The 25,353-nt window shown below is 29.8% G+C and carries 16 protein-coding genes; 13 read left to right on the top strand and 3 right to left on the bottom strand.

What is annotated here, in order from left to right:
• The first annotated feature begins 1,046 nt into the window (after positions 1-1,046).
• The 6 genes from ACJDTP_RS00080 (at position 1,047) to ACJDTP_RS00055 (ending at position 9,136) form a co-directional block, all read left to right on the top strand.
• The gene (locus ACJDTP_RS00080) at positions 1,047-2,051 is read left to right on the top strand and encodes a LacI family DNA-binding transcriptional regulator (protein WP_406760175.1); all 1,005 of its coding nucleotides are present in this window, start codon (positions 1,047-1,049) and stop codon (positions 2,049-2,051) included.
• Positions 2,052-2,522: 471 nt separating this feature from the next.
• Positions 2,523-3,836 (top strand): ABC transporter substrate-binding protein, encoded by a 1,314-nt coding sequence (locus tag ACJDTP_RS00075; protein WP_078114879.1) that lies wholly within the window; start codon positions 2,523-2,525, stop codon positions 3,834-3,836.
• 113 nt (positions 3,837-3,949) lie between these two features.
• The gene (locus ACJDTP_RS00070; protein WP_271808664.1) at positions 3,950-4,846 is read left to right on the top strand and encodes a carbohydrate ABC transporter permease; all 897 of its coding nucleotides are present in this window, start codon (positions 3,950-3,952) and stop codon (positions 4,844-4,846) included.
• On the top strand, positions 4,836-5,669 hold the full coding sequence (locus ACJDTP_RS00065) for a carbohydrate ABC transporter permease (RefSeq protein WP_406760174.1): 834 nt from the start codon (positions 4,836-4,838) through the stop codon (positions 5,667-5,669). The genes ACJDTP_RS00070 and ACJDTP_RS00065 overlap by 11 nt, the downstream gene beginning before the upstream one ends.
• Positions 5,670-5,780: 111 nt before the next feature.
• Positions 5,781-7,886: a beta-galactosidase gene (locus ACJDTP_RS00060; protein ID WP_406760173.1), complete on the top strand. Its 2,106-nt coding sequence runs from the start codon at positions 5,781-5,783 to the stop codon at positions 7,884-7,886.
• 317 nt (positions 7,887-8,203) lie between these two features.
• The gene (locus tag ACJDTP_RS00055) at positions 8,204-9,136 is read left to right on the top strand and encodes a ketopantoate reductase family protein (RefSeq protein ID WP_406760172.1); all 933 of its coding nucleotides are present in this window, start codon (positions 8,204-8,206) and stop codon (positions 9,134-9,136) included.
• 439 nt (positions 9,137-9,575) lie between these two features.
• On the opposite strand, the gene ACJDTP_RS00050 is transcribed toward ACJDTP_RS00055, so the two are convergent.
• Positions 9,576-11,366, bottom strand: a complete 1,791-nt coding sequence (locus ACJDTP_RS00050) for a cache domain-containing sensor histidine kinase (protein ID WP_406760171.1) — start codon at positions 11,364-11,366, stop codon at positions 9,576-9,578.
• Entirely contained in the window at positions 11,360-12,949 is a 1,590-nt protein-coding gene (locus ACJDTP_RS00045; RefSeq protein WP_406760170.1) for a response regulator transcription factor, read from the bottom strand. Before ACJDTP_RS00045 ends, ACJDTP_RS00050 begins: the two co-directional genes overlap by 7 nt.
• A 398-nt stretch (positions 12,950-13,347) precedes the next feature.
• On the opposite strand from ACJDTP_RS00045, the gene lacZ reads away from it, so the two are divergent.
• Positions 13,348-16,374 (top strand): beta-galactosidase, LacZ type, encoded by a 3,027-nt coding sequence (gene lacZ / locus ACJDTP_RS00040; protein ID WP_406760169.1) that lies wholly within the window; start codon positions 13,348-13,350, stop codon positions 16,372-16,374.
• A gap of 833 nt (positions 16,375-17,207) precedes the next feature.
• Here the strand turns inward: lacZ and ACJDTP_RS00035 are convergent.
• Positions 17,208-17,687, bottom strand: coding sequence for an S-ribosylhomocysteine lyase (locus ACJDTP_RS00035; RefSeq protein ID WP_406760168.1), 480 nt, complete (start codon positions 17,685-17,687; stop codon positions 17,208-17,210).
• Between the two features lie 330 nt (positions 17,688-18,017).
• Between ACJDTP_RS00035 and ACJDTP_RS00030 the strand changes: the two genes are divergently transcribed.
• The 6 genes from ACJDTP_RS00030 (at position 18,018) to ACJDTP_RS00005 (ending at position 25,292) form a co-directional block, all read left to right on the top strand.
• Positions 18,018-18,605: an acyl carrier protein phosphodiesterase gene (locus ACJDTP_RS00030; protein WP_406760167.1), complete on the top strand. Its 588-nt coding sequence runs from the start codon at positions 18,018-18,020 to the stop codon at positions 18,603-18,605.
• Between the two features lie 333 nt (positions 18,606-18,938).
• Complete coding sequence (locus tag ACJDTP_RS00025; RefSeq protein ID WP_077840696.1) at positions 18,939-20,861, top strand: OPT family oligopeptide transporter; 1,923 nt, start codon at positions 18,939-18,941, stop codon at positions 20,859-20,861.
• A complete protein-coding gene (locus ACJDTP_RS00020) occupies positions 20,848-21,204 on the top strand; it encodes a PqqD family protein (RefSeq protein ID WP_077840697.1) in 357 nt (118 codons plus the stop codon). Before ACJDTP_RS00025 ends, ACJDTP_RS00020 begins: the two co-directional genes overlap by 14 nt.
• A 406-nt stretch (positions 21,205-21,610) precedes the next feature.
• Positions 21,611-22,903, top strand: coding sequence for a lactate racemase domain-containing protein (locus ACJDTP_RS00015; protein ID WP_406760166.1), 1,293 nt, complete (start codon positions 21,611-21,613; stop codon positions 22,901-22,903).
• Between the two features lie 477 nt (positions 22,904-23,380).
• Entirely contained in the window at positions 23,381-24,673 is a 1,293-nt protein-coding gene (locus ACJDTP_RS00010; RefSeq protein WP_171770842.1) for a C40 family peptidase, read from the top strand.
• Positions 24,674-24,947: 274 nt separating this feature from the next.
• Positions 24,948-25,292, top strand: coding sequence for a ribosomal maturation YjgA family protein (locus ACJDTP_RS00005; protein ID WP_406760165.1), 345 nt, complete (start codon positions 24,948-24,950; stop codon positions 25,290-25,292).
• Positions 25,293-25,353: the final 61 nt, after the last annotated feature.

The raw sequence follows: 25,353 nt of genomic DNA, 5'->3' as shown, positions 1-25,353 counted from the left end.
GCCGAAATGAATAATATACTTTTGTTCCAGTTTCTAGGCAATTCTGATGGGTGGTTCTAAGGCTATAAAGTTGCACCCAAAGTGCTAGCCTCAAAGAACGAAATATAAAATTTCGATTCTCACTTTTTGAACTAGCACATTTGGAATAGTTCAAAGGAAACTCGACTCACTTCGTTCACTGAGTAATTTCAATTGACCAAATCATAGATTTGGAATTTCAATTAAGAACCACATCCATCAGAATTACCAATGAAACATTCCACAAAAGTATATTACTCATTTCTAGTTGTAATATGTTTCATAGTTTAAGTATAGTTTATTGATTGTGTTATCTATATGGGACCATGAAAATATAATAAGCCTATAAATATATGTATATATTTATATAGAATTAAAGGTATATATTTTTAAAGAAATATATTTACGTATAAAAATATTTTCATATGTACATATATAAATATTTATAGGAAATATCAGGGTTAAGGGCTACTTGGAGAAAGAGGGGGAACGCTTTGCTTATTCAATTTAAAATGGAATAGGTTTAAGTGGAACTCTCTTTCTCTTAATTATTTCTGAAGTTCTCATGGCTTTTCGGAATTAAAATATTTATAATTTTGGTAAGCGCCAACACAAGTATGACTATTAGTCGCGATATATAAAAAGACAAAACAATTATTAGTTGGATTTATACTATGATATATTATTAACTAGAAAGTGGGAACATTTTTATGCAGCAGGCATTTGAAAATGAGATGTTAAAAGTTCTTAATTGGAGGTTGTTCAACTAATGCTTGTCACAATGAAATTGGGAGCAAGCATTAGTTATGCAACCTCTAATTTAGTACTTTCAGCGAAATTTTTATAGTCCTGCGAAATAACAATGTTTCTACTTTCGGTGAATTGCCGCATAATGCCATCTATATAAGAAAAGTATCACAACAGTTTGACTATATTTTGCTTGTGAGATACACTTAAGTTAGATTTGTTTTCAGCAAAATCTCGTGTTTAATTTTTTTGAATTATGCGAGCTAAAGGAGGAAGTTAAGTTGGCCACTATAAAGGAAATAGCTTCTATAGCAGAAGTTTCTATAGCAACAGTTTCTAGAGTTTTAAATTTTGATGAAACATTAAATGTAAGTGATGCAACAAGGGAAAAAATATTAAAAATAGCAGATGAACTTGATTATGTTTCAGCAAAGACAAAAAAAGCTAAGAATAAGAAAAGCAAGGATATAGGAATTATTTATTGGTATAACTATGAGGAAGAATTAGGAGATCCATATTACTTATCAATAAGGTTAGCTGCTGAAAAAAAATGTAATGAAAATAATTTTAATTTGGTGAAGCTAAGTGAGGATAGCAGTATTGAGGATATTAAGAATGTTAGTGGAATAATTGCTATTGGAAAGTTCTCTTCAAGTACCATAGATAAATTAGCAAGTGCTAATGATAATATAGTATTTGTAGATTTTTCACCTGATGAAAATAAATTTGATTCAGTGATGGCGGATTTAGGAAAAGCAACTTATGAAATCTTAGACTATTTGTACAGTTTAGGCCATAGAAAGATTGGTTTTATTGGTGGAAAGAAATTAGAATGCATAGATTATAGAGATACATATTTGGATAAAAGGGATATAAAATATAAAGAATTTATGGAAAGTAAGAACATCTATAATAATAAATACATATATGAGACAGAGAAATTTACTTTTAAAGCTGGATATAATCTTATGAAAGAAGCATTAAAATCTAAAAATAACATAACAGCTTTTTTCATTGGAAATGATACAATGGCAGTTGGAGCTTACAAAGCAATTTCGGAGGAAGGATTATCAATACCAGATGATATAAGCATAATTGGATTTAATGATCAGCCTAGTGCAAAGTATATGATACCAGCCCTAACTACGATAAGAATACCAAGTGAGTATTTAGGAAAAGCAGCTGTTGACTTGCTGTTTGAAAATTTGAATGGAATTAGGGAATATAATAAAAAAGTAATAATACCAACTGAATTTAAAATTAGAGAGAGTTGTAAGAGAATATAAAAAATAAGCAGTAGCCTTTTTGTAGAAAGGGGTTACTATTTTTTTGCTCTAAAAAATATATATTGCAGAAATAATTCTTCATCATAATCTAAAAATATTGAAAGAATTTTAGCCGTAATTGTGAATTGTGCATTGTGAATCGCAACATATATATTTAAACTTTTTAAGAATTAGATAAAGAAAAAATACAAAAAGCATGTTAGATTCTTATCACCATTAAATCTAACGTGAAGATTAAATTCTTTCATTGAAAAAGACGAGTTTAATACTTATATCAAGCTAATAAAAAAAGTGCTAATAACCAAAAAAAGTACAAATCCCAATATTAATATTATAAAATTATTACAAATTGATACCAATAATGCAATAACGTTTACTATATTGAGAATGCTATAATGTAAACAAATACATAAGTGATATAAAGTGGAAAATTACTTATGTATAAACTTTAATTTGAAGGGGGAATAATTAATGAAACTTAAAAAAATTATGGCTGCAGTTGTAACTGGCATGATGGCTTTTAGTTTAATGGCATGTGGTTCATCATCAGGTGGTAGCAACGCTTCGTCATCAAGCAAAGGAAAAGATGATAAAACAATTACTATATGGGCTTGGGATGATACATTCAATATAAAAGCAGCTAATATGGCTAAAGAAAAATATCTAAAGGATCATCCGGATGTAACTATTAATGTAGTAAGTATGGCACAAGATGATGTAGTGCAAAAATTAAATACAGGTCTTTCATCTGGAACATATGATGGACTTCCTAATGTTGTGCTAATTGAAGATTATAAAATTCAAAATTATTTGCAATCTTATCCTGGTGAGATTAAAGATTTAAGTGGAAAGATAGATAAAAGTAAATTTATGGATTACAAATTAAAGTCTATGCAGCAAGGTGATAAGACTTATGGAGTACCATTTGATAGTGGTGTAACAGCGCTATTTTATAGAACAGATTTAATTGAACAAGCTGGATATAAGAAAGAAGATATGCAAAATCTTACTTGGGAAAAATATATAGAAATCGGTAAAGCTGTTAAAGCTAAAACTGGAAAAGCTATGATAACTATAGATCCAAGTGATTTAAATCAACTAAGAGCTATGATGCAGTCAGCTGGTTCATGGTATGTTAAAGATGATGGGAAAACAGTAAATATTGCTGGTAATCAAGCTTTAAAAGATGCGATTAATATATACAAGCAAATGGTTGATGCAGGAATTACAAAACAAGTATCTGGATGGGACGCATTTATAGCAGCATTCCAAAAAGGTGACGTTGCTACTGTGCCAAGTGGATGTTGGGTTTCATCTTCAATACAAGCTTCTGAAGACCAAAGTGGAAAATGGGCAGTAGCAGCTATTCCAAGAATGGCTTCAAATCCAAAATCAGTTAATGCATCTAACCTTGGGGGTAGTAGCTGGTATGTTCTAGATAAGGTTGGAAATTCAGATTTAGCTGCTGACTTTTTAGCAAGTACTTTTGCATCAGATGATGCTTTAATGAATGAGTTAGTTCCAGCAATTGGTTTAGTAAGTACGTTGAAATCTGCAAGTACAAGTGAAAATTATAGTAAGCCAATAAAATTTTATGGCGATCAACAAGTGTTTAAAGATTTATCAGCTTGGGCTGAAAAGGTTCCATCTGTAAACTATGGTCTTTACACATATCAGTTAGAAAGTGTTATGTCAGAAGGAATGCAGGCTATTGTTGGTGGAGCTGATATAGATGAAACTCTTCAAAAAACTCAAGCTCAAGCAGAAGCGGCTGTAAGTAAATAACAGAGATAAAATAACCGTAATTTGAAAAATATGAATTTGTAAAGGCTATTTGTTAAAAATCTAAATACATGTTTAGCAAATAGCCTTTTATAAACCTCAAAGGAGTTGAAAAAATGAAACGTAAAATTGGATCTGGTATTAACAGCAAAGAAAACTTTTGGGGATGGGTTTATGTAGCATTAGGTACGTTTTTAATAGGATTATTTGTGTTTTTACCAATGATACAATCTTTGATAATGTCACTACAATCAGGTAAAGGCAATAATTTGAAGTTTAGTGGTTTTAGTAATTATGTAAGAATGTTTTCTGATGCAACATTGATTAAAGCAGTTGGAAATACATTTGTATTTTTAATAGTCCAAGTTCCAATAATGATTATTTTAGCACTTATTATTTCTTCAGTTCTTAACGATAAAAAATTAAAATTTAGCGGTTTTTTTAGAACAGCAATTTTCTTGCCTTGCGTAGCATCCCTAGTTGGGTATTCAGTTATTATAAAGAGTATATTTGCATCAGATGGTTTAGTAAATAAATTACTCATTAATATTCATTTAATCTCGGTGCCAATTGAATGGATTACAGATCCATTTTGGGCTAAGATATTAATTATTATAGCTATAACTTGGAGATGGACAGGCTATAATATGATATTTTATTTGTCAGGCTTGCAAAATATTGATCATTCAATTTATGAAGCTGCAGAAATTGATGGGGCATCTCCATTTAAAAAATTCACATCTATAACAGTACCACTATTAAAACCTATAATATTATTTACAACAATCACTTCGACAATTGGTACATTACAGTTATTTGATGAACCTATGAATATTACAAAAGGTGGTCCAGCGAATGCAACAACTACCATTTCTAAATATATATATGATTTATGTTTCACATATACACCAGACTTTGGATATGCAACAGCAGTAGCTTATCTTGTTGTTATTATAGTAATAGTATTAGCTATAATTCAGTTCAAAATAGGAGGAGATAAGAATGACAAGTAAAATGAATAGAGTATTCAAATATATATTTTTAAGTGTAGCATCGTTTGTCTCCATATTTCCGTTTTTTTGGATGGTTATTAGTGCGACCAATAAATCAGTAGATGTGACAAGAGGAAAATTAATTCCAGGAAGTAGCTTTATGGAAAATTTAAATAATCTTTTTAAGCCAGAATTAGGCTTTGCTTCTTCCTTAGTTAATTCAGCAAAAATCGCAATTATAACTACAATTCTTGCACTTCTTGTTTCGTCTATAGCAGGGTATGGGTTTGAAATATTCAGAACAAAAGCTAGAGATAGACTATTTAACATTTTACTTCTGTCTATGATGGTCCCATTTTCAGCATTAATGATTCCATTATTCAAATTTTTCTCAAATTTAAAAAGTTCACAATTAAGCTTTCTTGGGGTAAATACATTATGGGCTGTAGTTTTACCTAGTGTTTGTACTGCATTTTTAATTTTCTTCTTTAGACAAAACACAAAGTCCTTCCCTAAAGAAATTTTAGAAGCAGCAAGAATTGATGGATTAGGTGAGGTTGGAATTTTCTTTAAAATATTTTTTCCAACTATGAGAACAACTTATGCAGCTGCAGCGATTATAACATTTATGGGCGCATGGAATGCTTATTTATGGCCATTGATTGCATTACAATCACCAGAAAAGAAAACTGTTTTACTTATAATTTCAAAGTTAGCATCAAGTTATTCTCCAGATTATGGGTTAATAATGATGGCTATAGTAATTACGACTTTACCAACTGCATTTGTATTCTTTGTTATGCAAAAACACTTTGTCGCAGGAATGACTGGTTCAATAAAATAAAATTTAATAGAAATAAAAATATAAGTATATATAAATTATGAATAATATAATTCATTAAATAATTAGAATCTGAAAAAATAAGAGTTTTATAAAATATTGGAGGTTAAGCTTGTGAAGAAGGAATTTCCTGTACTTAGTAGTAAAATAAATGGATTTTTGCATGGTGGTGACTATAATCCAGATCAATGGCTAAATTATCCCGAAGTATTAAAAGAAGATGTGCGGCTTATGAAACTTGCAAATTGCAATTGTGTATCAATAAACATATTTGGCTGGAGTGCAATAGAGCCGGAAGAAGGGAAATATAAATTTGATTGGTTAGATAAAATTATGAATGATATGGAAGAAAACAATATTCATGTAATTTTATCGACTCCAAGTGGTGCAAGACCTGCATGGATGTCAGAAAAATATCCAGAGGTCTTAAGAGTAAATAGTGATAGAAGTAAAAATCTTCACGGTCAGAGACACAATCATTGCTTTACTTCACCTGTTTATAGGAAAAAGACATATGAAATAAATAAAATTCTTGCTGAGAGATATAAAGATCATCCAGCGCTTATTATGTGGCATGTTTCTAACGAATATGGAGGAGAATGTCACTGCGATCTCTGTCAAGATGCTTTTAGAGAATGGCTTAAGAGAAAGTATAATAATAATTTAGATAAATTAAATGAGGCTTGGTGGACTGGTTTCTGGAGTCATAGATTTAACAATTGGTCACAAATCGAAAGTCCGTCTGAAAAGGGTGAAATGTTTGTTCATGGACATAATTTAGATTGGAAGCGGTTCGTTACAGATCAGACAATAGATTTTTATAAAAATGAAATTGCCCCCATAAGAGAAATAACACCTAACATACCTGTAACAGCTAATTTCATGGGCAATTATCCACGTATGGGCTTGTTCACAGGTTTAGATTATTGGAAGTTTGCAAAAGAAGTGGATGTTGCTACATGGGACAACTATCCTGCATGGCATAATGATTTTGAAAGTACTGAAGATCTTGCAGCTAATGTTAGTTTTGTGCATGATATATACAGGTCGTTAAAAGGTGGACAGCCGTTTTTAATAATGGAAAGTACTCCAAGTCTAGTAAATTGGCATGATACTAATAAATTAAAGCGCCCTGGAATGCATTTATTATCATCAATGCAAGGTGTGGCTCATGGAGCAGATTCTGTTCTATACTTCCAATGGAGAAAAGGAAGAGGAGCTTCAGAAAAATTCCATGGTGCTGTTGTAGATCATTGTGGACATGAGAATACAAGAGTATTTAGAGAAGTTACAGAAGTTGGCGAAGTCTTAAAAAAGATTAAAGAAATTCAAGGGTCAGTTAAAGAATCAGAAGTGGCCATAATATTTGATGTTGAAAACTTATGGGCTATCGATGATGCGCAGGGCTTAAAAAAATGTAGAAAGGGCTATGAAGAAAGCTGTCAAGCAGCTTATAAAGTGTTTTGGGAAAATGGAATTTCAGTAGATATTATTAATATGGATTGTGATATATCAGATTATAAACTTGTAATAGCACCAATGCTATATATGATAAGACCAAATGTTGCAGAAAGAATTAATGAATTTGTAAAGGCAGGAGGAACTTTTGTAACTACTTATTTCAGTGGAATAGTGGATGAAAATGATCTTTGCTTCTTAGGAGGATTTCCAGGACCACTTCGAGAAGTAACTGGAATTTGGTCAGAAGAAATAGATTCACTATATGATGATGAAGTGAATTATATAGAATTTAAAAATGATAAAGTTAAAGAACTAAAGAGCCAATATGAAGTAAAAGATTACTGTGACTTAATCCATGTGGAAACAGCAAAAGTTCTTGGAGTGTATAAAGAAGATTTTTATGCTGATATGCCTGCGTTAACAGTTAATAACTATGGGGAGGGAAAAGCATATTATATTTCAGCAAGAACGGGAGCGGATTTTAACAATGATTTTTATTCAAGTCTTATTAAGGATTTAAATATTAAGAGTGTTATAGAGGGAGAATTGCCACAAGGTGTTACAGCTCAAATGCGTTCTAATAAAAATAATAAGTATACTTTCATTATGAATTTCACTGAAGAAGAAAAAAAGGTGGATTTAGGAGAAGAAATATATTTTGATATGCTTTCTGATGAAAAAATCAGTGGAAAAATCATATTAGATAAATATGGTCTAAAAATACTAAAGCAAGTTAATCATAATAAATTATTAGAATAAGAAAAATTCTTTATGTATATATGTTGCAATAATAAATTGACATTTAAAATTTCAATAAGACAAGTGTTTAGTTAAGGCCAGAATGTAGAAATTAAATTGTGATATATATTAAAAAATTAATATATTACCCCCAATTAAGATAAAATCACTATAAATAATTTGAAAGTTTGTAGTGATTTTATCTTATTTATAAGTGAGGTGAAAGAATGAAAATTAACAATGAATTAATTTAATGCTATACTATAAATAAACTAAATAGGTATAAATTAGATAAAATATTTTAAATAAATAATAAAAGTTGAAAGGATAAGTTATTTATGGATAATAGTAAAATTTGTGTTGTAGGGTTAGGTGGAGTTGGAGGATATATTGGCTGTATGCTTGCAAAGCATTTTTCTAATGTTTATTTTTTAGCAAGAGGCAAAAGATTAGAATCAATAAAAAATAATGGTTTGAAATTATACAGTAATCTTCATGGAGAATTAAATGTACATCCTAAATTAGCAAGCGATAGCGCTGATGAAATTGGAATAATGGATTATATTTTTATATGTGTTAAACATTTTTCTTTGGAACAAGTATGTAAACAAATAAAACCGATGATTAATGAAAATACTGTAATAATTCCATTAATGAATGGAGTTGGAGTATCTGAAAAAGTAAGAAAATTTATAAATAATGGCCAAGTTATTGATGGTTTAATATATATAGTTTCTGGGGCAGAAAAAGATTTTTCAATACATCATGCAAGTTCTTATTGTAAGATACATATAGGGTATGGCTTAAAAAACAATGATGAAGTACAGAATGCATTAATTAGAATTCAAAAAATATTACAAGAAGCTGAAATCATTTGTAAAATAGAAGAAGATATAGAAGCTGCAATTTGGAGAAAATATATATTAAATTGTGCTTATAACGTAATAACTGCTTATTATAACGCAACAACAGCAGAAATCATAAAAAATGATGAAGCAGTCAATCAAACTAAAATATTACTAAAAGAAGCTTGTGCTGTAGCTCGTAAATTAAAAATTAATATTTCTGGCGATTTAGAAGAAGAACATTTTTATCACTTAATGAATAAGCAAGCTGGAGAATCAACAAGTTCATTAAAAAGAGATATTGAGGCAGGAAGGCAAAATGAATTAGAGGTCTTTTCTGGAAAGTTAATTGAACTAGCTTTAAAATGTCAAGTAGAAGTTCCGATGAGTCAATTTTTCTATAGAGAATTAAAGAAAAAAAGTTAAGAATTATAGAATGCGTTTTATTACTAAAAAACTATAATATGTTGTATTTGAAACTTAATATATTCTAGAAAGTTTAATTCATAAGAGATTACTCCAAACTATTGGGCGATTCAAAACAAATAATTTTATAAAGAATGAATTATACTATTTAGAACTTATATACAACATATTATAGTTTTTAAATTTTTATTCTTTAGCAATTTATATTCAAGTTAAATCTGTGAACGTTGTGCCCCTTGAGGACATAAGTTACGGAAAAGGCTGGTTCAGAAAGTTATGGCTCGCAAAGAGAATAAAAAAAGAAAATTAAAAAAAGAAAATATATTCGCCTGCATAAAATAATGTTCTTATATTTAGAATAGTTCAGTATTGTAGCATAGCTACTATTTTTATAAATGCATAGCTGCCGTTTCTGATGTACAGATTTTTCCTACATAATTTAATTCTCTATAAATTCCTTTTGAGCAGGTATTGTTACTCTTACAGTAGTTCCTTTACCTAGTTCACTGCTGATCGAAATGCCATAGTCATCTCCATATAGAAGTTTAATTCTATCATTAACATTTTGAATACCAATACTTGTGAAATGTTCATGCTTTTTAGAGGCGTCATTAAGAATTTTTTTGACTTCTTCAGCTGTCATGCCTACGCCATTATCTATGATTTCACAAATTAAATTTTGATTTTGTTCATTTACAAACACATGTATAGACCCATTATTTCGTTCATTAAAGCCATGAAAAAATGCATTTTCAATGAAAGGTTGCAAAATTAATTTTGGAATTACATAGTTTTCACAATTTGGCATTACGAAAAAATTTACATTAATATTATCTCCATAGCGCATATGATTAATTAAAACATAGTTATTTAAATTTTCTATTTCTTCTTGTATTGTTATCATTTCATTTTTATTACTGATAGTATTTCTAAGAAGCGATATAAATGCATCTATAGTTTGTATGGACTTTTCTGTACTTCCTTGCCACATAAGCCACTTGATTGAAGCTAAAGTATTGTAAATAAAGTGTGGATTAATTTGCATTTGCAAAGCATGTATTTCGGCTTTTCTCTTTTCTTTCTGCATTTTTATCTGAGCATGAACATAATTATTTAAACCATCTAGCATATAATTAAAATTAGCTGATAGTTCACGAACTTCATAGCTTCCGACAACAGGAATATGATTGTTGAAATCACCGTGAATTATTTTGGGCATAACTTTAACAAGAGCTGAAATTGGTTTTGTCGTTCTTCGTATTACAAAGAAAGTAATAGCAATGAATATTGATGCAATTAATATGCTTACTGCTATAATTTCAGAAGAATCATATATCTCACTTAACACTATATTTTTATCAATCGTACCAACTATATTAAAATTGTAAGTTGATAAATGCTTTGATAATATTGCCACATCAGAAGAGCCTAATTTAGTGTTAACGTACTTTAGGCTATTATTTAAAATAACATTTGATATATTATATAAATCTAAATTCTTCGTCCCTATTTTTGAGGAAAGGCTAGAAGAAACAATAGTGCCATCACTTGATATAATAGAAATACTATTTCCATTACCTACAAAATAATCATAATATTTATGAAATGTATGCTCGCTGATAAGTACATATACAAATCCATAGGGCTCTCGTGTAAGTTTGTCACATAAAACCTTTATGGCCACAATGGTACTAGAGTTCTTTGTAAGTTTTGTAAAGCCATGATCTAAGTATTGATATAAAACAGTATTTTTATTATCTAATGCTTTTTTAGTAAAGCTGCTATTTAAAACTTCATTAGTATCTATAATAAGGCGGTCATAATCACTTGCTACATAAGTATTACCATTAATGCCCACAGCTAGTACAGTAATATCATAAAGATCTTTATCAGGGATCATTTTATGGAAGCCTGTAAACATATTATATAAAGTTCGATAATTCTGTTGTGGTGTGAGGTCCTTTTCTGATAAATATCGCTGAAAATCTGGGATATAATCAATCGCATTCATAATATTGATTGTATTATCATTAAACGTATTGAGTTCATTGCTTATTTGTGTTAAAACTTTATAATTTGATTTGCTGAAAGTATCAGCAAGTGTATCTTTTGAAATTTTAATCGTAATAATTCCTATTGAAATAGATACTAAAATAACGCTTATAAGAACAACTGAAGCAACTCTAAAAAACAGGCTCGTAGAATGTACTGATTTTGATAATTTTAGCATAATGAAAAGTCCTTTCCTTTGTTACTAGTATTAATATCTTTTTTTCTAAAAGCGCTAGGAGTGAGTCCGGTAAATTTCTTAAAAACTTTACAAAAGTAACTTTGATCTGAGTAACCAACCATTCCGCTTATATCTGAGATAGGAATATCCTGTTTTAAAAAATCACAAGCTTTTTGTATTCTAATTTTATTAAGAAATTCATTAAATCCCTCTTCATTATGAGAACTAAAGTAGGCTGATAAGTATGAATAATTAAAATTAAATAGCTTAGATACATTAGTTAAAGTGAGTTGCTCGTCGTAATGAACATGAATGTATTGAATAATTTTATTGATCATATGTGAATTTATTTTATTTTCATATGTGTCTATTATTTGTTTAAAGCGATTTAAGAGAGAATTATAGGCCACAAGTAAGTCTTCTGAATATTTAGTTTTATCTATGTCATGAAAGCACTCTTGCTTTAAGAAATTTAGCTTATCTAAATCGAAATTTAAATATTCTAAAGAAGTAATCACATTATAAAAAGAATTTTGAATTAATGCTTTTAATTCAAATTCTGTAAGAGATCTTTGATAAATAGCATTTGTAACGTATATTGTTAGCATTTCGAATGCATTCTGAAATTGCATTATAGAAATTGCTTCTGAAAAACGCTTAAAATTAAATTTTTCTATTATCGATGGTGTTTTGAAGTTGGAAGAACACATTAAAGAAACATTTTTGTTGTAAAAATATTGTTGAGTTAACACTAAGAATTCCTTTTCGTATATATCTTTAATATTTCTACTAGAATAGAAGAGATTGCTCAATACAAAAAATGCTTCTTTAAAACTATTTGAAACTACTTCTGAAATATTTTCTAGCTTACTAAATAAAGAATTATAATTTTTATCATCAAAATTTAGAATTACAACTATGATTTCGTTTTCAATATTAGCAATTTGTATATTATAATTGCTATTTAATCCTTCTAAAGAAAATTCTTTGCCGATTTCTGAAATTGTAAAATCAATAATTTCATGGCGTTTGCTATAATTATCATATATTTTCTTTGCGTTTAAACCAAATAAGCAAAATGATTGAAAAGTAAATATTGTATCAAAGTAGTTAAAGTCAGGATCATTGTCAAAACCTGATATAAGGCGATTTAAGGCGCTATTAGTGAGACTTAAAGAGTTTCCGTCTAAAGTCTTTCTTTTCATTTTAATTGAAATCTTTTTTAGAGTACTTAATAACTCAGAAGGATTTAGAGAAGGTTTTAAAATATAATCAACAGCACCATTTTGAAAAGATGATTTAACATACTCAAAATCGCTATAACTACTTAAGATGATAATTCTTATCTTAGGATATTTGTCCTGCACAAATTTAGCTAATTCAACCCCATTTATTTGAGGCATTACAACATCAGAAATTATAATGTCAGGAATATCCTTTTTTATCATTTCGAGAGCTTCTTGACCATTAGAAGCCTGTCCTATAATTTGAAAGCCTTCTTTTTCCCAATCAATCATATGAGTTATGCCTTGCCGCATAATAAATTCATCATCAACAACTAAAATTTTACTATATTCGTTCAATAGTTAGCACCCCTATTCTAAAATTACCACAAGATAGATAAATATTGCTTAATACTGATTATATATTATAAATTAAAGGTTTTCAATTAAACAATAAATTACTTTAGTAAAGTTTAGTAAAATATAATTGATTTTTTACTAAAAAGATAATAAAATGAAACTATAAATTTAGTTAATAGCATAAATCTAACATCAGAAGATAGGATAAATTAAAGAAGTAATGTAATTGATTACGAAACAAAATCTCATATTAATATTAGCCCATAATTTTTTTATTCTCATATATGTTTAAGTATTAATTAAATGTGACTTTATAAAAAGGTTGCATTTAGTTAATACGATTAACAACTTTAATTTAAAAAAGCAATAACTCTACAAAGTGAAAGTGAGGGGTAAATATGATTAATAATAAACCGTCATTAGATTGGCTAGAAAATCCGGAAATATTTAGAGTTAATAGAATAGATGCTCATTCTGATCATTGGTTTTATGAAAAATTTGAGGATGTTAAATTAGAAGACACCATGCCTCTTAAGCAAAATTTAAATGGAAAATGGAGATTTTCATATAGTGAAAATTCATCATTAAGAATTAAAGAGTTTTATAAGGATGAGTTTGACGTAAGTGGATTTGATTATATTGAAGTTCCAGGTCATATTCAGCTTCAAGGATATGATAAATGTCAATATATTAATACTATGTATCCTTGGGAAGGTCACGATGAATTAAGACCACCTCATATTTCAAAAACATATAATCCGGTGGGAAGCTATGTGACATTTTTTGAAGTTAAAGATGAACTCAAAAATAAGCAGACTTTTATTTCTTTTCAAGGTGTTGAAACAGCATTTTACGTATGGGTAAATGGAGAATTTGTAGGATATAGCGAAGATACATTTACACCATCAGAATTTGATATTACTGATTATTTAAGAGAGGGAGAAAATAAACTTGCAGTTGAGGTTTATAAAAGGAGTAGCGCAAGTTGGATAGAAGATCAAGATTTCTGGAGATTTTCAGGCATCTTTAGAGATGTATATTTATATGCAGTTCCAGAAACTCATGTAAATGATATATTTATAAAAACAGATTTATATGATGATTTCAAAAATGCAAAGTTAAATGCTGAACTTAAAATGATTGGAAATTCAGAAACAACAGTTGAAACATATTTAGAAGATAAAGAAGGGAATAAAATAGCTATATCTGAAAAAGTTCCGTTTTCTGATGAGTTGACTTTATATTTAGATGCGCAAAATATAAGCTTATGGAGTGCAGAAGAGCCTAACTTATACACACTTTATATTTTAGTAAAGAAAAAAGATGGTACTTTAGTTGAGGTTGTAACTCAAAAGATAGGTTTTAGGCACTTTGAAATGAAGGATAAAATTATGTGTCTAAATGGAAAGAGAATTATCTTTAAAGGCGTAAACCGTCACGAATTTAGTGCAAGACGTGGACGCTCAATTACGAAAGAGGACATGTTGTGGGATATTAAGTTCTTGAAACAACACAATATTAATGCTGTTAGAACATCACATTATCCAAATCAAAGCTTATGGTACAGGCTTTGCGACGAATACGGAATATATTTAATAGATGAAGCAAATTTAGAAAGCCATGGTTCATGGCAAAAGATGGGGCAGATTGAACCATCATGGAATGTGCCAGGAAGTCTTCCACAGTGGCAGACAGCAGTTTTAGATCGAGCATCATCAATGGTTGAAAGAGATAAAAATCATCCATCTGTACTTATTTGGTCATGTGGTAATGAATCCTATGCGGGTGAAGATATTTATCAGATGTCTAAATACTTTAGAAAAAAAGATCCTTCACGTTTAGTGCACTATGAAGGGGTAACTAGATGCAGAGAATTTGATGACACGAGCGACATGGAAAGTAGAATGTATGCAAAGGCAGCAGAAATAGAAGAATATCTTAATGATAATCCGAAGAAACCTTATATCAGCTGCGAATACATGCACTCAATGGGTAACTCAACTGGTGGAATGATGAAATACACAGAACTTGAAGATAAATATTTGATGTATCAAGGTGGATTCATTTGGGATTACGGCGATCAGGCGTTGTATAGAAAACTTCCAGATGGAAAAGAAGTTCTAGCTTATGGAGGAGACTTTACAGATCGTCCAACAGACTATAATTTCTCTGGAAATGGTTTGATTTATGCAGATAGAACTATATCACCTAAAGCACAGGAAGTTAAGTATCTATATCAAAACGTAAAATTAGAACCAGATGAAAAAGGGGTGACTATTAAGAATCAAAATCTTTTTGTTAATACTGATAAATATGATTTATACTATATCGTTGAAAGAGATGGAAAACTAATAAAAGATGGTTATCTAAATGTATCTGTAGCTCAAGGTGAAGAAAAATATATAGAACTTCCAATAGAAAAGTATAATTTTCTTGAAGAAATTGTACTTACAACCTCATTAAGATTAGCACAAGCTACACTTTGGGCAGAAAAAGGATATGAAATAGCATTTGGACAAAAGGTTATTAAAGAAAAATCAGATATGAATAATCATAATTCAGAGTCTAAAATGAAGATCATTCATGGAGATGTAAACATAGGGGTTCACGGAAAAGATTTCAAGGCTATATTCTCTAAACAAGAAGGAGGAATCGTATCCTTGAGATATAATAATAAGGAGTTTATAACGAGAACGCCAAAAACTTTCTATTGGAGAGCAACAACAGATAATGATAGAGGAAATAGACATGAATTTAGATGCAGTCAATGGCTGGCTGCTACTATGGGGCAGAAGTATGTGGATTTTTCAGTTGAGGAATTTGATGAGAAGATTACATTATATTATACTTATCAATTGCCAACAGTGCCATCTACTAATGTTAAGATAACTTATGAAGTATCTGGAGAAGGAATAATTAAAGTAAATGTTAAGTATAAAGGAGCTAGCGGATTATCTGAAATGCCTGTAATAGGAATGAATTTTAAATTATTAGCCGAATTTAATTCATTTAGCTGGTATGGAATGGGGCCAGAAGAAAACTATATAGACAGATGTGAGGGTGCAAAACTTGGAATATATGAAAGTACACCAATAGAAAATCTATCAAGGTATTTAGTACCACAAGAATGTGGTAACAGGATAGGAACTAGATGGGTAGTAGTTAAAAATCATAAGAATGAAGGTCTTAAATTTACTTATGTTAAAGTTCAATTTGAATTTAGCGTTTTACCATACAGCAACATGGAATTAGAAAACGCACTTCATATAGAAGAATTACCATCTGTTAATTTTACACATGTGAATATAATAGGTAAACAAATGGGTGTTGGCGGAGATGACAGCTGGGGAGCGCCAGTATTACCTGAATTCTGTATCGATTCAAGTAAGGATTTAGAATATAGTTTTACAATTTCTAAAATATAATACGCACATATAGGAACTATAGATATCCAAAACAAAACTTAGACTTATGCAATAATTTACCGAAAGGACAGGTACTCTGTTGTTTCGGTTACTAAGAATAAGTTGAGGCTTTCTAACATCATAAGTTGCACCATTTCAGCATGCTCCCGAGACAAGCTCGTGACAAGCAAAAATGGAACAACTTATGATGAAGAAATGCCTGCAACATATTCTTTAATGTAACACTGCACAAAAGAGTACCTGTCCTTTCTGATATAGCAGATTTTTCAAGCTATAAGTATATCTCACCGAAATCATAAATATTTTGATTCCGAAAAGCTATGAAAATATCGCTGAAGGTTCTAAGCAGCTGGTTGTGTGCACCTTAGCATGCTCCAACTTTCAGTTTGACAAGCTAAAATGGAACAATCTACAGCTAAGAAACTTTAACAGCTCATTTTCAAATGTTTTCTACACAAATATATTTATGATTTCTAGTGAAGATATGAAATTAAATTTTTAGCGACTTTGTAAATATGTTAATCTAATAAATCGAATTCTTAAACTGTTTATCTATATAGATAAGCCAATTATAAGTTAGATTTATACTATGAAATATATCCCAACTAGAAACTGGAACAAAAGTATGTTATTCATTTCGGCGAGTTATATGCATAAGTTCAGGTCTTAGTTGGTTTATCTATAAAATGTTATAAATTATATAAATGAAAAATATCTATTAGATAAACATCGGTTAAGAGATTCTAGAAGTATATATCTATTAAGTAAAGAAAAAATAGGATACTCATAAAAGCATCCTATTTTTTGTATCATATAAGTTTATCATAATTTTATTAATTAGGATAAACTAAATTTTTCTCAGTTATATTTAATAAGATATCGTTAAAAAATTTATTTGCTAAATATTTTGCCATTGGTAAATTCATATCTAAATAGTTTCCACAATCTTTTGCAGAAGCACCAGGAATATCTCCTTCAAATTCAGCCATAAATTTATATAGTTCTGTAAGTAGAGGAACTATATCTTTAGATTTATAATCACCATGTAAAATTAAATAAAAGCCTGTCCTACATCCCATTGGTCCAAAGTAAACTGTTTTATCTGCATAATCTTTATGATTTCTTAAGAATGTAGCAGCTAAGTGCTCAATTGCATGCATCTCTGCTGTATTCATAGTTGGCTCAAAGTTTGGTCTAGTCATTCTAATATCAAAAGTTGTAAGAACTGTATCACCAAACTTATCTTGTCTTGAGACATATACACCAGGAAGTAATTCTAGGTGATTAATTGTAAAACTTGCTATCTTCTCCATTAACGTCACTCCTTAATATAATTTAGAATAAATGCTCAATAATATACTATAATAGTTACATCTATTAGAACCTTATTTAAATTTGTTTCTATTAAATTTTAACACTTGTAATTTCTATTATCAATAACATGCTTACATATTAGATAATTATCCAGAAAACCATAAAATATATTATATGAAAAAGAATTTATAATTAATAGAGAAAAAGATGATACTTTTAAATGACCAAAGAACATATCAGTGATATTATTTTTATAAAGAATTAAAAACAATAGGAGATAGAAATTATAAATTTAGAATATAGTTTGTATGAATTTGAAAGGAGAAAAAATGAATTATTTAGCGCACATATATCTCGCAGATAGTAGCGAAGAAAATATGTTGGGAAATTTCCTAGGGGACTTTGTAAATAAGTCTTTGGAAAATGAATTTGAACAATCCATAAGGCAAGGGATTATTATGCATAAAAAGCTTGATACTTTCACTGATTCACATCCAGACTTTCTAAGGAGTAGAAAAAGAATTTCAAAAAGTAATAGACGCTTGGCAGGGGTATTGATTGATATATTTTATGATCATTTCTTAGCTAAAAATTGGAAGGATTATTCAACAATGCCTTTAGAAGAATATGCTGATAATTTTTATAGAATACTTAGAAAGTTTTCTTACTGTCTGCCAGATAAATTATTAAGAAGGATGAATTATATTATAGAAGAAAACTGGCTCCTTTCTTACAGAGATATACATGGCATCCAAACAGCAGTTGATAGGATTGCTACAAGATTTGCTAATACAAAGCACCCATTAGTAAATCCTATAGAAGAGTTAATTAATAATTACGAAGGTCTTGAAAATGACTTTAAATGTTTTTATCCTCAGGCAATTGATTATTCGAATAATCTTAAAATAATTCTTTAATGGAATAATTTATAGTAGTTAGAGTTAATGTAGAGTATACAATATATTTTGAATGTTAAACCAATATATTGTATATTTTTATGTTTAGAATATTCTAGCTTATCATAGGAAAACATAATTTTATTGAAATACTAAGCTCTAAATATAGGTAATTTAAGGGTAGAGGAATGGTTTTATATTTTTAAGATGAGCCATTATATGCGAGGATATTCAAAAATTAAATATTTTAATAAGAATATTTAAAAAAATATAGGCGATTAAAGACAAAAAATATAGTATTATATGAAAATCGTGTTATAATATTGCTTGTGAAATATAAAAGGAGGTGCCCTTATGAATAATAAATTGTCCAAAGATGCATATGGCGGTGTGGCTGGTAAGAACTATGTTCCATACATTTCTAATGGTTCTAAGTCGGGTGGAAACGTTTCGGTTTTAATTATTGGTATTATATTGGCTGTTCTATTTGCAGCATCAACGGCCTACTCGGGAATGAAATCAGGACTTACAGTTGCTGCTGGTATACCAGGATCTATAATAGGGTCTGGGTTTATAGCTGTATTTGCAAAGCAAAAAGGTATACTTGGTAAAAATTTAGTTCAAGGTATGTCAAGTGGTGGAGAATCTGTTGCTAGTGGTGTAATATTCGTATTACCAGCAATTCTTTTAATCGGCTCTAAAGTTAGTTTCATAGAAGGTTTTTCTGTTGGAGCAGCTGGAGTTTTATTTGGTATAGGAATAGCTTCTCTTGTTTACAATTACTTAATTGTTGAAGAACATGGAAAATTAATGTATCCAGAATCAATGGCTATATCTGAAACACTTGTTGCTTCAGAAGGTGCTGGAGAATCAATGAAGTTCATGGGAATTGGTTTTGGAATAGGCGGTATTATAACTGTTATAACAAGTTCATTTTTGAATTTAGTTAACAATGTTATAAGTTATGTAAATGAGTCGTTTTATAAGTGGAAATTCGAAGTTGAAGTTAATCCGTTACTATTAGGAATAGGATTCATAGTTGGTATGGAGGTTTCTTTAACCATGTTTGCTGGAGCCATACTAGCTAACTTTGGAATTATGCCATTAATAGGTTACTTCTCAAGTCTTGGAAGAGATGGAGGATCTGTATGGAATAATCCTAATGTTGCTATAAATGCTATGCAAGTTAAAGATATAGCTGGTAGCTATGTAAAATATATAGGGGCAGGAATGATGCTTTCTGGTGGTTTAATAGGCGCTATAAAACTTATTCCGACTATAATATCTTCTATAAAAGAAACTCTTAATGCTAAAGCTTCAAATAGTGGAAAGAGTTCATCTGTTGAAAATATGATATTACTTGGTGGTATAATATTAGGATTTGTAGGTGGTTTTGTAGCATCTAATGGTAATATAGTAATGGCAATACTTGCTTCTATTTTATCATTATTCTTATCATTATTATTTGTTATAGTTTCTGGTCGTTTGACTGGTACTATAGGAACCTCAAATCTTCCTGTATCAGGTATGACTATAGCTTCTATAGTTATTGTGACATCATTATTTGTTGTAATGGGATGGAAGAGCCCTGAAAGCAACAAATCACTACTTTTATTTGGAACATTTATTGTTACTGCTATATCAGTAGCTGGAGGGTACTCACAATCTCAAAAGGTTACTTTTGTAATAGGTGGAGACAAAAGAGAAATGGAAAAGTACTTTGCAATAGCTGGAATTCTAGGTGTTGCAGTAGTTGTTGGTACTATATTATTACTTTCAGATCAACTTGCAATTACTGGTGATAATGTTCCGTTTGCATTACCACAAGCTAATTTAATGTCTACACTAACTGCTGGAATAATGTCAGGCCAATTACCTTGGGTAATGGTAATTGCTGGTGTTGTTATGGGACTTGTTTTATTTATGTTAAACCTTCCTATAATGGCAGTTGCTATAGGATTCTATTTACCTATATCTACAACTACTATAATATTGGCAGGAGCGCTAGTACGTCTATTTATAGAAAAGAATTCTAAATCTGAAAAGGAAAAAGAAGCTAAAGTTTCAAATGGTATAAGCTTATCTTCTGGACTAGTTGCTGGAGGTTCCATTCTTGGACTTGTAGGCATAATATTCCAAATATCAGGTCTTGTAGGTGGAGCTGAGCCAAGTGGATTTGCTGCTTCTAATGGAATGGCGTTCATATTACTAATAGTTTTAGTAATAGCAACTGCAGTACCAATTCTAAAGAGTAAGATAAAAAATGCTGGAAAGTAATAAAGATGTTTTAGAGTTAGTATATAAGATATCTGATGATTTAGAGTATGAAGTGGATAAAGATAATATTGTGACTATACTTTTAAAACAAGACCATAAGGTCCAAAGGTTCTTTAGAAAACTTAAATTCAGAATTCCAGAGTATAAAAAGATTACTTTAGATGAATATGGAAGCTGGATATTATTGCAGATAGATGGAAAGAAAAATGTGAAAGACATAGGAGAAAGTCTAGAAGCAAAATATGGTGATAAGGTTCATCCGCTTTATGAGAGATTATTATTATTTTTAAATCATATTGATGTTAATTGTCACTATATAGAAAAAGTGAATTTTCAAAATTAAATATGATATTTTATTATACTTGTCATAAATTATAATATATAAAGCTAAAGCCATAGAGATTTGAGTTTCTCTATGGTTTTAATTTTTTGTATACATCCTAGAAAGAGCTAAGTAAATATTTTGAATATTATTATAAAGTCCACGATTATCATTATATAATGTGACTATGCCTCAATGAATAGTGGATTTTTTATTTTAGTGATATCAAGCAATTCTGTTTCTTAATTGTTAATATAAAATTTAATGTGTTTGACTCTAAAGAGATGTGTTAGAATAAAAGACTATTTCTAAATTCTAATTTGACTGCAGTTAAAATTTGTATTATATTAAAAGTAGATGGAAAACTTTAATAAATTGGTAATAAAAATTCAAAAGTGTTAACGAATTCGTTATTGGGGGGCTATAAGTGAAAGAAATTAATATGAAATATGGAAGAGATAAAATGAAGGCTTTTATTGAAGAAAAAAATCTTTTGGAGATAATTGAAAGCAACGATTTTAAGAAGAGTAAGACAGAAGATGAAATTATAGCTGAGGCATTGTATAATCCTATTGACAGCGAAAGACTTAAAGATATTGTACATGAAGGTGAAAAAGTTTGTATAATAATTTCAGATATTACAAGAAGTTGGCAAAAGCCATATAAATTTTTATATAAAATCGTAGAGGAACTAAATGAAGGCGGAGTTAAAGACGAAGATATTATATTTTTATCTGCTCAGGGAACTCATAGGAAACAGACAAGAGAAGAACATCAAATACTTCTTGGAGAAAAGCTATCAAAAAGATTTGAAGTTTACGATCATGATTGCTTCGATGAAGAAAACATGATATATCTAGGGGATACAAGCTATGGCACTCCTGTTATGTTAAATAAAAAAGCTATTGAATGTGATCATATAGTTATTACAGGAGCTATAGTTTATCATTTTCTTGTAGGCTGGTCAGGAGGAAAAAAATCTATACTTCCTGGTATTGCATCATTTAAAACAATATCAGCAAACCATTCACTTTCCTTAAATGATGGATTTGGAAGCGGGACAAGAGAGAGTGTGTGCTCAGGAAATATTATAGAAAATCCTGTACATGATGATATGATGCAAGCAGCTGCAATGGTGAAACCTGCATTTATGTTTAATGTAGTCATGGGACCTGATGGAAATATAGCGGGGGCGGTTGCTGGAGACTATATAACAGCTCATGAGGCAGGAAGAAAATTGGTGGATAGTATTGACGGTGTCAATATAAGAAGTAAATCAGATATAGTTATTGCAAGTGCGGGAGGGGCACCAAAAGACATAAATCTTTATCAATCAATAAAAACTTTGATAAATGCCAAAGAAGCAGTTGTAGAAGGAGGTACCATTATAATACTTGCTGAGTGCAGTGAGGGAATTGGAGAAATTAAAGATATTAATGATATGATATTAAATTTTGACAATATGCTTGATAGAGAAAGAGATCTTAGAGAGAATTATACTATCTCAAAATATGTAGGGTACTTCTTCTGCGAAACAGGAGAAAAGTATAGGTTAATTTTGGTTTCAGAAATTGATCCTGATTTGCTGAAGAATACAAAAATTATTGTTGTTAGAACGTTAGAGGAGGCACTTAAAATTTCTTATAATAATGATGAAAATAAAAATCTTACGATTAACCTTATGACTCATGGAGCGACTACACTTCCCAAATTAGTTTAAAATAGTATTTGTCATAAATTGTGAAGTATTTTAATGAAAGCACAACTGTTCTTTATATGGAAGTTAGTGCTTTTTTTCTTTTATGAGACTAAAATCTAATAAATATAAATACTTTGTTAACTAGGAAAACATAAAGGTGAAAAATCAAAATAATATTAATGGAGTAGTTTTTTGAGTAATAAATTTAATAGTGAAATTATAGAAAAAGTAGTGGCGGATCAAAAAATATTCTTATCGTAAAAGTCTGCATTCTTATATAAAATATGCCAACGTATATAAAAATATTTATAAACCTTAACTTAAGTAAATGTGAAGATTTTACCAAATTTTTAAGGAGAATAAGAGAATGGGGAAGAAAAACTAATTTAATGTATCATCACAGCATATATGAGGTTTGTTGACGGTTACTAAAAGTGCTATAATTATGTATAACAGGGGATGACAAAGGGGGAAAGGGTTGTAACAACCGACGGTATTATGAAAAATAAGGTTTTAGCACTTATATTAGCAACAGTAATCACTACAAGTAGTTCAATAGCTGCTTTTGCAGCACCTGATAATGCACAGTTGGATGCTTCAAGACAGAAATATGCTGAAATAGAAAATAACATAAAAGATATTGAAAATAAAATTTATGATTTAGATACTCAGATGGAGCCATTACAAGCAACTGTGGATAAAAATAAAATAGAGATAGATAATATTAATAAAATTACTGAGAAGACAAAAAAGGATATTGAGCAATACAAAAAAGACATCAATGATTTAGATCTAGCTTTAGGACAAAGAGTTAAAGTTATGTATGCATCAGGAGATTTGGAATTTAATTACTTAAATTTTGTTGTTAACTCTGATTCAACAACTGAATTTTTCTCAAGACTACAAGCAGTTAGTAAAATTGTAGGGAAAGACAAGTCTTACATAGAAGATATCAATAACAAGAAAAATGAATTAAATGCTAAAATAAAGTCATTAGACGATAAAAAAGCAGAAATTAGCAAGCTTAACAAAGAGACACAAGATAATTTAAATCAGCTATCGCAAAAAAAGAAAGAAGAAGAACAATTAGCTAATCAGGCTAAGGCAGAAAAAAGTAAATTTGATGAACAGTATTTATCACAACTTGAAAGAGAAGCTGTAAAGTATCAATTTGATGTAATTGATAGTTCAAATAGTTCATCAACAGAGATTCAAGGAGCAGTGAACCAGTTAATTAGTATTAGGGATAGTCAAATTAAGAGCCCAATTGTTACTAAGGAAATTAATGATAAAATAGAAAAAGGAAAGGCAGCCGCGGCTAAAAAGAAGCAAGAGGAAGATAGGATTGCTGCAGAAAGTGTAAAGCAATCAGTAGTAGCTTCAAATGTACAATCAAGCGTCAAATCAAAGAGTAGTCAGAAATCAAGTTCATCTGTAGCTGCGCCATCTGGAGGTAGTGCACAAGCAGTTCTTAATGAGGCATATAAGCATTTAGGAGCATCTTATGTATGGGGAGCAACAGGGCCAAGTACATTTGATTGTTCAGGATTTACAGAATATGTTTATGAGCATGCTACAGGGATAGATATTTCAAGAACAACTTATACACAGATTGATGTTGGACGACCTGTTAGTGAGGATCAACTTCAACCTGGAGACTTAGTGTTCCCTCATGCTGGACATGTTGGAATATATGTTGGAAATGGACAAATGATTCATGCGCCACAAACAGGTGATGTTGTTAAGGTTGGTCCAGTATATAACTTTTACGCAGCAAGAAGAATACTTTAAAAAAGCTTTTATATTGGATTAGAGTATAATATAAAACATAAATCAATTTAGAATATATGATAAGGATAGAAACTTAGTGATTCTATCCTTATTGTTTTTTATTCTATAGGAACTGCTCATGACGGCAAAGCCTTAACAAAGTATACTGAGAATATTGGAAAGCACAATACGTAACTTAACCACAGTCGCCTGTGATTTTTTTATACTAATATGCATTATTGAAATAACTGCATAAAAATTACATATTTAAGTCAGATTAATTGGAGGGATTTATATGAGAATAGACTACAAATATTTATATATTTTCATAGCTTTATTTTTAACTGAAGTATATATTGGAGTTTTCATACATGATAATATAATTAGACCTTTTATTGGAGATGTATTAGTTGTATGTTTAATTTATTTTTTTATTGGAGTGTTTACTAAGAAGGTTTCACCAATACAGGTTTTCATATTTGCTTGCTTAATTGAGATTGGCCAGTATTTTAATTTGGCTTCTCTTTTGCACATGGAAGATTTTAAAATAGCTAAGATAATTATTGGATCAACTTTTGATTTTTATGATATAATTTCGTATTTTATAGGAGCAATTCTTATATTTGAGGATATTTCATAATTAAAATATCCGAATCTGTGGATAACTTTTAGAAATTTTTAAAAAAAGCCGATAGCGAAGC

The sequence above is a fragment of the Candidatus Clostridium helianthi genome, assembly GCF_045310795.1.
Lineage (GTDB): Bacteria > Bacillota > Clostridia > Clostridiales > Clostridiaceae > Clostridium > Clostridium helianthi.
Note: the sequence above shows the minus strand (reverse complement) of the source record. Positions and strands in the feature narration are given on the sequence as shown.

What these genes read in the sequence shown, in the direction of transcription:
- ACJDTP_RS00075 (WP_078114879.1), top strand. Translation starts at nt 2,523, where the DNA reads ATGAAACTTAAAAAAATTATGGCTGCAGTTGTAACTGGCATGATGGCT.
- ACJDTP_RS00070 (WP_271808664.1), top strand. Translation starts at nt 3,950, where the DNA reads ATGAAACGTAAAATTGGATCTGGTATTAACAGCAAAGAAAACTTTTGG.
- ACJDTP_RS00065 (WP_406760174.1), top strand. Translation starts at nt 4,836, where the DNA reads ATGACAAGTAAAATGAATAGAGTATTCAAATATATATTTTTAAGTGTA.
- ACJDTP_RS00055 (WP_406760172.1), top strand. Translation starts at nt 8,204, where the DNA reads ATGGATAATAGTAAAATTTGTGTTGTAGGGTTAGGTGGAGTTGGAGGA.
- ACJDTP_RS00050 (WP_406760171.1), bottom strand. Translation starts at nt 11,366, where the DNA reads ATGCTAAAATTATCAAAATCAGTACATTCTACGAGCCTGTTTTTTAGA.
- lacZ (WP_406760169.1), top strand. Translation starts at nt 13,348, where the DNA reads ATGATTAATAATAAACCGTCATTAGATTGGCTAGAAAATCCGGAAATA.
- ACJDTP_RS00035 (WP_406760168.1), bottom strand. Translation starts at nt 17,687, where the DNA reads ATGGAGAAGATAGCAAGTTTTACAATTAATCACCTAGAATTACTTCCT.
- ACJDTP_RS00030 (WP_406760167.1), top strand. Translation starts at nt 18,018, where the DNA reads ATGAATTATTTAGCGCACATATATCTCGCAGATAGTAGCGAAGAAAAT.
- ACJDTP_RS00025 (WP_077840696.1), top strand. Translation starts at nt 18,939, where the DNA reads ATGAATAATAAATTGTCCAAAGATGCATATGGCGGTGTGGCTGGTAAG.
- ACJDTP_RS00020 (WP_077840697.1), top strand. Translation starts at nt 20,848, where the DNA reads ATGCTGGAAAGTAATAAAGATGTTTTAGAGTTAGTATATAAGATATCT.
- ACJDTP_RS00010 (WP_171770842.1), top strand. Translation starts at nt 23,381, where the DNA reads ATGAAAAATAAGGTTTTAGCACTTATATTAGCAACAGTAATCACTACA.
- ACJDTP_RS00005 (WP_406760165.1), top strand. Translation starts at nt 24,948, where the DNA reads ATGAGAATAGACTACAAATATTTATATATTTTCATAGCTTTATTTTTA.